Source organism: Stenotrophomonas sp. TWI1183 (assembly GCF_039673115.1).
GTDB lineage: Bacteria > Pseudomonadota > Gammaproteobacteria > Xanthomonadales > Xanthomonadaceae > Stenotrophomonas > Stenotrophomonas maltophilia_AA.
The window spans coordinates 163,605-171,849 of record NZ_JBDJKZ010000008.1 but is presented as its reverse complement, the minus strand read 5'-3'; the positions used below and the strand labels follow the sequence as shown (position 1 = coordinate 171,849).

Below are 8,245 nucleotides of genomic sequence, written 5' to 3'. Positions count from 1 at the left end.
TTTTTTATTTCACCCGTTGCCGGCCAGCGGCCGGTACTACGTGTTTCTGGTCGGCTGCCGGCCAGCGGCCGGCACTACCGGGGACGTGGGCTCAGGTACGCGGCAGGGTGACGCCGGTCTGGCCCTGGTACTTTCCGCCGCGATCCTTGTAGGAGGTCTCGCAGATATCGTCCTTGTCAGCCTGGAAGAACAGCATCTGCGCCACGCCTTCGTTTGCATAGATGCGCGCCGGCAGCGGCGTGGTGTTGCTGAATTCCAGGGTGACGTGGCCTTCCCACTCCGGCTCCAGCGGGGTCACGTTGACGATGATGCCGCAGCGCGCGTAGGTGCTCTTGCCCAGGCAGACCACCAGGGTGTCGCGCGGGATGCGGAAGTACTCCACGGTGCGCGCCAGCGCGAAGCTGTTGGGCGGGATGATGCACTCATCGCCGACGATATCCACGAAGCTGCCCGGATCGAAGTGCTTCGGGTCCACGATCGTGGAATTGATGTTGGTGAACACCTTGAACTCGCGCGAGCAACGCACGTCGTAGCCGTAGCTGGAGGTGCCGTAGCTGACGATGCGCTGGCCGTTGGCCTGCTTGACCTGGCCGGCTTCGAACGGCTCGATCATGCCGTGCTGCTCGGCCATCTGACGGATCCAGCGGTCACTCTTGATGCTCATGGGGGGTCCTGGGTGCGTAAAGGGACAACGGCACCGCCAACGGGCGCCCGGGTGTCGATTCTAATCAGATCAGCGAAGACAGGATCGGGATGCTGGCGCGCGGGCGTTTGGCCACTTCCTCGATCAGGCGCTCGGCGGCCCGCACGTACGCCTGGGCGGCCAGGGACTCCGGCGCGGCGGCGGTGATCGGCGTGCCGGCATCGCCCTGCTCGCGGATGCCGATCTCCAGCGGCAGCGAACCCAGCAGCGGCACGCCGTACTGGGCGGCCATGCGCTCGCCGCCACCTTCGCCGAACAGATGCTCGACCTGCCCGCAGTTGCTGCAGGTATGCACGGCCATGTTCTCGACGATGCCCAGCACCGGCACCTCGACCTTCTCGAACATCTTCAGCGCCTTCCTCGCATCCAGCGTGGCGATATCCTGCGGCGTGGTGACGATCACCGCGCCGGCCAGCGGAATCTTCTGGGTCAGGGTCAGCTGGATGTCACCGGTGCCCGGCGGCAGGTCGATCAGCAGGTAGTCCAGATCGTCCCACAGCGTGTCGTTGAAGAACTGCGTCATCGCCGAGGTCGCCATCGGGCCGCGCCAGATCATCGGCGTCTCGTCCTCGATCAGGTAACCGATCGACATGGTCTCCACCCCGAACGCACGCATCGGCTCGATCGACTTGTTGTCCGGGCTTTCCGGGCGGCCGCTCAGGCCGAGCATCGCCGGCACGCTGGGACCATAGATGTCGGCATCGAGCAGGCCCACGCGCGCACCGAGCCTGGCCAGCGCGACCGCCAGGTTGACCGCGGTGGTGGACTTGCCCACCCCGCCCTTGCCCGAGCCCACCGCGATCACGTTGCGGACGCGCGGGTGCGGCGACAGGCCCTTCTGCACTTGGCTGGCGTGGGGACGACGGGGTTGGTTGGCACTCACTGCGGGGGCTCCGGAAGGGGCTCTGGGAACAGAACACTATACAAGCTCCGGACAGCCGGTCCTGCCGGGCCACAGGGCCGGCGGCCGCTGGTGAAGCCGTACGTCGCATTTCACGCATTTTCAAAGGCGACGCACATTCAGCCAAAGCTCAGACGGGCAAACTCCGCACAGCCCACGCTCGGTAACCGACTGTAATCAATGAGATGTTGCGCGGCAACATGTCTCAATTACGGATATCACGTGACGACATCATGTGAATATCGTTAACGTTGTGTTACGTTCGAGTGAGAGCACGGAATGCTCATGAACGTCGCCGTAACGGACTCAGGGAAGAGAGACATGCACATTATCCAGTGGGGATCCAAATGATGAATCAACGTTCTGCGCCTCTGCGCCATCCGCTCACGTCCGCGCTGATGGCCGGCCTGATGGCCTTCGGCGTCGCACCCGTCATGGCACAGGAAGCCGGCAGCGCCACGACCGAGCTCGACAAAGTCACCGTAACCGGCTCGCGCATCGCGCGTACCGGCTTCGTCACCCCCTCGCCGACCACCGCCATCACCGCCGAAGAGATCCGCGCCACCGGCGCGACCAATATCGGCGACCTGATGTCGCGCCTGCCCGCCCTGTCCCCGACCTACACGCTGGGCAACTCCACGCGCTTCATCGGTACCGCAGGCGTTGGCCTGATGGACCTGCGTGGCATGGGCACCTCGCGCACCCTGGTGCTGGTCAATGGCCGCCGCCACGTCGGCGCCACCTCCGGCTCCACTTCGGTTGACGTGAACACCATTCCGGTCGAGTGGATCGAACGCGTTGAAGTCATCACCGGCGGCGCATCCGCCGTGTACGGCGCCGACGCAGTCGCCGGCGTGGTCAACTTCATCATGAAGAAGTCGTTCGACGGCGCAGAGCTGCGCGCCCAGACCGGCATGGCCGACGAAGGCGGCTTCAACCGTTCGTTCGTCAGCTTCTCCACCGGCACCGATTTCGCCGATGGTCGCGGCAACGCCGCCATCGCGCTGGAATACAGCAAGCAGGACCGTTTCCGTCGCAGCGACCGCGCGATCGGCAATGAATTCCTCGTCCCGGTCCCGAATCCGTCGTACGACCCCAGCCAGGCACCGAGCGAAAGCAATCCGCAGACCGTTCTGAGCGGCCCGGGCGGCAACCACTCGATCTCCTTCGGCGGCACCTTCACCCTGGGCGCGTTCGACTCCCGCGACAAGTCGACCTGGGGCAACCGCTACCAGTTCAATCCCGATGGCTCGTTCCGCAAGCAGCGCTATGACGGCGTCATGGTGAGCAACAACTCGTGCGTCAACTGCGACTTTGCCGACCTGAACTCGGTCGCCGATCTGCAGCCGGGCTTTGACCGCAAGAGCGTCAATACGGTCGTCAACTTCGACCTCAATGACAATCACCGCCTGTACTTCGAAGGCAAGTACACCGAAACGGTGTCCGACTTCCTGGGCCAGCCGTCGTTCGATACCACCATCCGCGTCCAGCGCGACAATGCCTTCGTCACCCCGGAGCTGCGCGCTCTGATGGCGGCCAACGGCGTGTCCCAGCTGACGCTGAACCGCTTCAACGTCGACGCCGGCCAGCGTGGCGAGCATGTCGAGCGCACCACCCAGCGCTTCGTGTTCGGCATCGAGGGCAACCTCAGCGAGAACTGGACCTACGACGCCTACGGCAACTGGGGCCAGACCGAAGTCAAGCGCTGGAACCTCAACAACCGTATCAATGAGCGCTGGCAGGCCGGCCTGGACGCGGTCATCGACCCGGCCACCGGCAATGTCGCCTGCCGTACCACGCTCAACCCGAACGCGGTCAATCCGCACACCGGCCGCGTGTACTCCGGCTTCGCGCGCGAAGGCTGCGTACCGTTCAGCGTGCTCGGCAATGGCGGTGTGACGCAGGCCGCGCAGGACTGGATGAACGTGGATTCGTTCAACTTCTCGCGCATCCAGCAATCGGTGTTCAGCGCCTCCGTGGCGAATGCATCGCTGTTCAGCCTGCCGGCGGGTGACGTCGGCATCGCCGGCGGCGTGGAGTATCGCAAGGAGAAGAGCCGCGAGATCACCGATCCGCTGGCCGCCCAGGGCCTGACCTTCCTCAACGCCATCCCGAACCGGATGGGCCAGTACAACGTCAAGGAAGTCTTCGTCGAAACCAGCGTTCCGCTGCTGGCCGACATCCCGGGCATCTACTCGCTGACCGTGGATGCCGCAGGCCGTTACTCGGACTACAGCAGCATCGGCGAAACCACCACCTGGAAGGTGGGCCTGGACTGGACCGTGATCCCCTCGCTGCGCGTGCGCGGCACGCTGTCGCAGGCCGTACGCGCGCCGAGCATCGGCGAGCTGTACAACCCGCAGAGCGAGAACTTCGCCACCATCAACGATCCCTGCAACTACCTGGTGACCAACACCAACCGTCCGTCGACCGCGAAGGACCCGGCACTGCGCCAGGCCAACTGCTCCGCGCTGGGCGTGCCGGTGGGCTGGATCGATACCTACAGTGCTACTCGCCCGGGCGTCAGCGGCGGCAATCCGGATCTGAAGCCGGAACGTGCGCGCAGCTTCACCTACGGCTTCGTGTGGCAGCCTGATTTCCTGCCGGGCTTTGGCATGTCGGTGGACTATTGGAACATCAACCTGGAAGACGCCATCGGCGCGGTCACGGCGCAGACCAACGCCAGCCGCTGCGTGGATTCCCCCGGCGGCGTGGGCAACTCGTTCTGCGGCCAGGTCGTGCGTGCACCGGTCGGCGGCTTCACCGATGCACAGGGCCGGTTCTTCCCCGAGTACTCGATCGTCCGCTGGAGCGCACTGAACGAGAACCTGGCACGCTCGCGCCGGATCGGCGTGGACGTGGAGATGGACTATCGCTGGAACATGGCCGGCGGCGATGCCGTGGTCCGGTTCGTCGGCAGCCGTCTGATCCAGTCGCGTGAATGGGCCTTCCAGGAATTCCCGGACGAGTACAACGAGTACGTCACCTACGTGACCGATCCGCGCTGGCGCGCCACCTTGCAGAGCAAGTACTCGCTGGGCCAGTGGCGCGCTTCGTGGGACCTGAACTACGTCGACGGCAACCTGCGCGTGACCCCGAGCAGCTATGCCAGCAACCCCGGCTCGGCCAGCCCGATCCGCAATGGCTCGTACACGTACCACAACTTCCAGCTGGGCTATCAGTTCCCGGGTGACAAGATCGACGTGTACCTGGGCATCGACAACGCCTTCGACAAGGATCCGCCGCGCAACTACTTCGGTGCCGATGTCGGGCACTCGATGTACGACAACGTCGGCCGCTACTTCTACATGGGCGCGTCCTACAAGTTCTGATCCATCCAGAACGGCAACACCAACAAGCCCGGCTGATGCCGGGCTTGTTCGTTTCCGGCTCCGGCGGTTCAGGAAGAGAAACGCCCATGCCTGTACGACGTCACACGAAACACCGGAAACACCGCAAACAGGAATCGTTTTCAGCCGTAACAATTCACTTCATAGTCAGCAAGCCGGGCGTTACAAATTGATACATTCCTGTACACGATTGTTTAGAAAGGGTTTTTTGCTGACAATCCGCTCTTATTCCTGATCGTCATGTGACTGCTTCGTGTAAGCATCGTTAAGGCTGTGTTACGTTCGATGACGAAGCAAGGAAGTCTTCACATCGCATGTCACCGCCCCCACGGATGGCCTCACCCACGTCGAAACTGCACTCGGGGATGCCCATGTCTCGCCACCGCTCCACTCTCTCGCGCCACCCGCTGACCGCCGCCGTACTGACCGGCATGCTGCTGACCAGCGCCGTCACCGCCTTCGCCCAGGACAGCAGCACCACCAACCTGGACAAGGTCACCGTCACCGGTTCGCTGATCCCGCAGACCGAGATCGAAACCCATACCCCGGTCGTGACCATCACCGCCGAAGACATCCAGACACGCGGCTTCACCAGCGTGGCCGATGTGCTCCAGCAGTCCTCGCTGACCACCGGCGGCCTCCAGGGCGGCCAGACCTCCGCCTCGTTCACCCAGGGTGCCGAAGCGGCCGGCATGTTCGGCCTGAGCCCGAGCTACACCAAGTACCTCATCAACGGCCGGCCGATGCTGTCCTACCCCGCCCTGTACAACGGCGGCGACACGTTCAACAACATCAGCGGCATCCCGATCGACATCGTCGAACGCATCGAGATCCTGCCGGGCGGCCAGTCCTCCCTGTACGGCTCGGATGCGATCGCCGGCGTGGTCAACATCATCCTGAAGGAGCGGATGGACGGCAGCGTGCTGAACGTGCGCGGCGGCACCTATACCGAAGGCGGTGGCAGCACCTTCCGCGTCAGCGGGGCCACCGGCTTCAACAGCGCCGATGATCGCCTCAACGTACTGGTCAATGCCCAGTTCGAATCGAGCAATCCGATCTGGGGCTACCAGCGCGACGTCACCAGGACCACCAACGGCAACGGCTACACCGCGCAGGTGCCGACCAACGACTTCCTGGTCGTCAATCCGGCCGCCGGCAACGCCTACCTGATGATGGACCCGAACCTGTGCGCCAACGTGGCCGGGCAGTTCGGTGGCACCACCGTGCTCGGCACGCGTGCGGCCGGCCAGTCCTGCGGCTCGATCTACAGCCCGGGCTACAAGACGGTCAAGAACGGCAAGGACAGCGCGCAGATCTACAGCTCGTTCACCTTCGACGCGAACGACAGCCTGCAGCTGTTCGGCGATGTGCTCTACAGCTATGAGGACGTGAAGTACGCCACCGGTTCCAACTACACCTGGTGGGGCACCGCGTCGGGCTACGGCCGCTTCTGGGATCAGACCAGTGGCCAGTGGATGAACCTGCAGCGCGCGTTCGCGCCGGAAGACATCAGCGCCAACGGCTACAAGGACATCCTCAACACCGACCGCAACAAGGCCTACCAGGTCACCCTGGGCGGCCGCGGCACGCTCGGCAACTGGGATTACAGCGCCAGCTTCACCCGAGGCGAGTACAAGCTGACCGAGCGCAACTTCGTGCGCTGGGCCGACCCCATCAACAACTACTTCGAAGAACACGTGCTGGGCCCGCAGCTCGGCACCCGCAGCGGTTACGCCGTGTTCGCGCCGAACTGGGAGGCCTTCTACGCGCCGATCCCGGCCGGCGACTTCGCCACCTTCACCGGTTACACCGAGAGCCAGAGCCGCACCTGGCAGAACCTGGGTCGTTTCCAGATCACCAACGGCACGCTGTTCTCGCTGCCGGGCGGTGATGCCGGTTTCGCCGTCGTCGCCGAAGCCGGCAGCGAAGGCTGGGACTACACCCCGGACGAGCGCCTGATGGATGGCAGCGTGTGGGGCACGACCGCGGTCGCCGGCGCGGGTCACCGCAGCAACTACGCACTGACCTCCGAGCTGCGCCTGCCGCTGCTCGACTCGCTCACCGTCACCGGCTCGGGCCGCTATGACGCGTTCAAGATCGGGGACAGCACGGTCGACAAGGCCACCTACAGCATCGGCGTCGAGTTCCGCCCGATCGAGAGCCTGCTGTTCCGCGGCAAGTACGGCACCGCGTTCCGCGCGCCGAGCCTGTCCGATGCCTTCCAGGGCCTGAGCGGCTACTACGCCAACGGTGCGACCGACTACTACCGCTGCGGCCAGCTGGGCTACGCCCCGACCGATACCACCGGCTGCGCCTACGACAGCGTCTCGGTGTTCGGCCAGCGCGCCGGCAACCCGGACCTGGAGCCCATCACCGCCGATGTGTGGAATGCCGGCGTGGTCTGGGCACCGCTCAGCAACCTGTCCTTCTCGGTCGACTACTACAACTGGAAGATCAAGAACGAAGTGGACACGCTGAGCTCGGACCAGCTGCTGCTGGCCGAGTACTACTGCCGCAACGGCCAGGTCAACAACACCTCGGCCAGCTGCGACAACGTCAACGACTGGATCACCCGCGATGCCTCCGGCGTGCTGGACGAGATCTACACCCCGAAGATGAACGTGGCCAGCCAGAACCTGCAGGCCATCACCGCCAGTGCCAAGTACGTGCAGGAACTGGGTCGTTTCGGTGCGCTGCAGTTCTCCACCAACTACACCAACATGATCAAGCGCGAGCTGCAGCCGCAGCCGGGCGATGAGTACCTCGATCTGCTGCGCGATCCGTACAACATGTGGATCTACGATTCCTACGCCAAGGTGCGCGCCGATGGCTCGCTCGCCTGGGCCCTGGACAAGTGGACCACCACGCTGTACTTCAACTACGTCGGCAAGACCCCGAACTACCTGGCCTACGCCGGCAACGGCTATGACTACGTGCACTCCTCGGGCGCCAAGGCCGGCAAGTGGGGTTCCTACACCACCTACAACCTGAGCGTGAACTACCGCGCGGCGGAGAACATGACCTTCTCGGTCATGGTCAACAACGTGTTCAACAAGATGCCCGACAACCAGGCGAGCAACTACCCGGGCACTTCGGGTACGCCGTACAACAATTACTTCTACAACATCTACGGCCGTGCCGTGTATGTGCAGGCCAAGTACGAATTCGGCGCGAAGTAAGTTCCACGTCCCGGGATGGACCCTGGAGCCCCGCCGCAAGGCGGGGCTTTTTTCATGTCCGGACCCCGGGTTTCGGAATGCGAATCGGCTTTTAATCTCACTTGTTAAACAT

General features: G+C 63.9%; 4 protein-coding genes. 2 read left to right on the top strand and 2 right to left on the bottom strand.

What is annotated here, in order from left to right; translation table 11 throughout:
• Positions 1-91: 91 nt before the first annotated feature.
• Both dcd and apbC read right to left on the bottom strand, forming a co-directional pair.
• Entirely contained in the window at positions 92-664 is a 573-nt protein-coding gene (gene dcd, locus ABE434_RS10300) for a dCTP deaminase (RefSeq protein ID WP_019182646.1), read from the bottom strand.
• 64 nt (positions 665-728) lie between these two features.
• Entirely contained in the window at positions 729-1,586 is an 858-nt protein-coding gene (apbC, locus tag ABE434_RS10295) for an iron-sulfur cluster carrier protein ApbC (RefSeq protein WP_346478750.1), read from the bottom strand.
• Positions 1,587-1,954: 368 nt separating this feature from the next.
• On the opposite strand from apbC, the gene ABE434_RS10290 reads away from it, so the two are divergent.
• Both ABE434_RS10290 and ABE434_RS10285 read left to right on the top strand, forming a co-directional pair.
• The gene (locus ABE434_RS10290; protein WP_346478749.1) at positions 1,955-4,936 is read left to right on the top strand and encodes a TonB-dependent receptor; all 2,982 of its coding nucleotides are present in this window, start codon (positions 1,955-1,957) and stop codon (positions 4,934-4,936) included.
• Between the two features lie 389 nt (positions 4,937-5,325).
• Positions 5,326-8,133 (top strand): TonB-dependent receptor, encoded by a 2,808-nt coding sequence (locus ABE434_RS10285; RefSeq protein ID WP_346478748.1) that lies wholly within the window; start codon positions 5,326-5,328, stop codon positions 8,131-8,133.
• Positions 8,134-8,245: the final 112 nt, after the last annotated feature.

Coding starts and splice junctions, on each gene's coding strand:
- ABE434_RS10285 (WP_346478748.1), top strand. CDS start 5,326: ATGTCTCGCCACCGCTCCACTCTCTCGCGCCACCCGCTGACCGCCGCC.
- dcd (WP_019182646.1), bottom strand. CDS start 664: ATGAGCATCAAGAGTGACCGCTGGATCCGTCAGATGGCCGAGCAGCAC.
- ABE434_RS10290 (WP_346478749.1), top strand. CDS start 1,955: ATGAATCAACGTTCTGCGCCTCTGCGCCATCCGCTCACGTCCGCGCTG.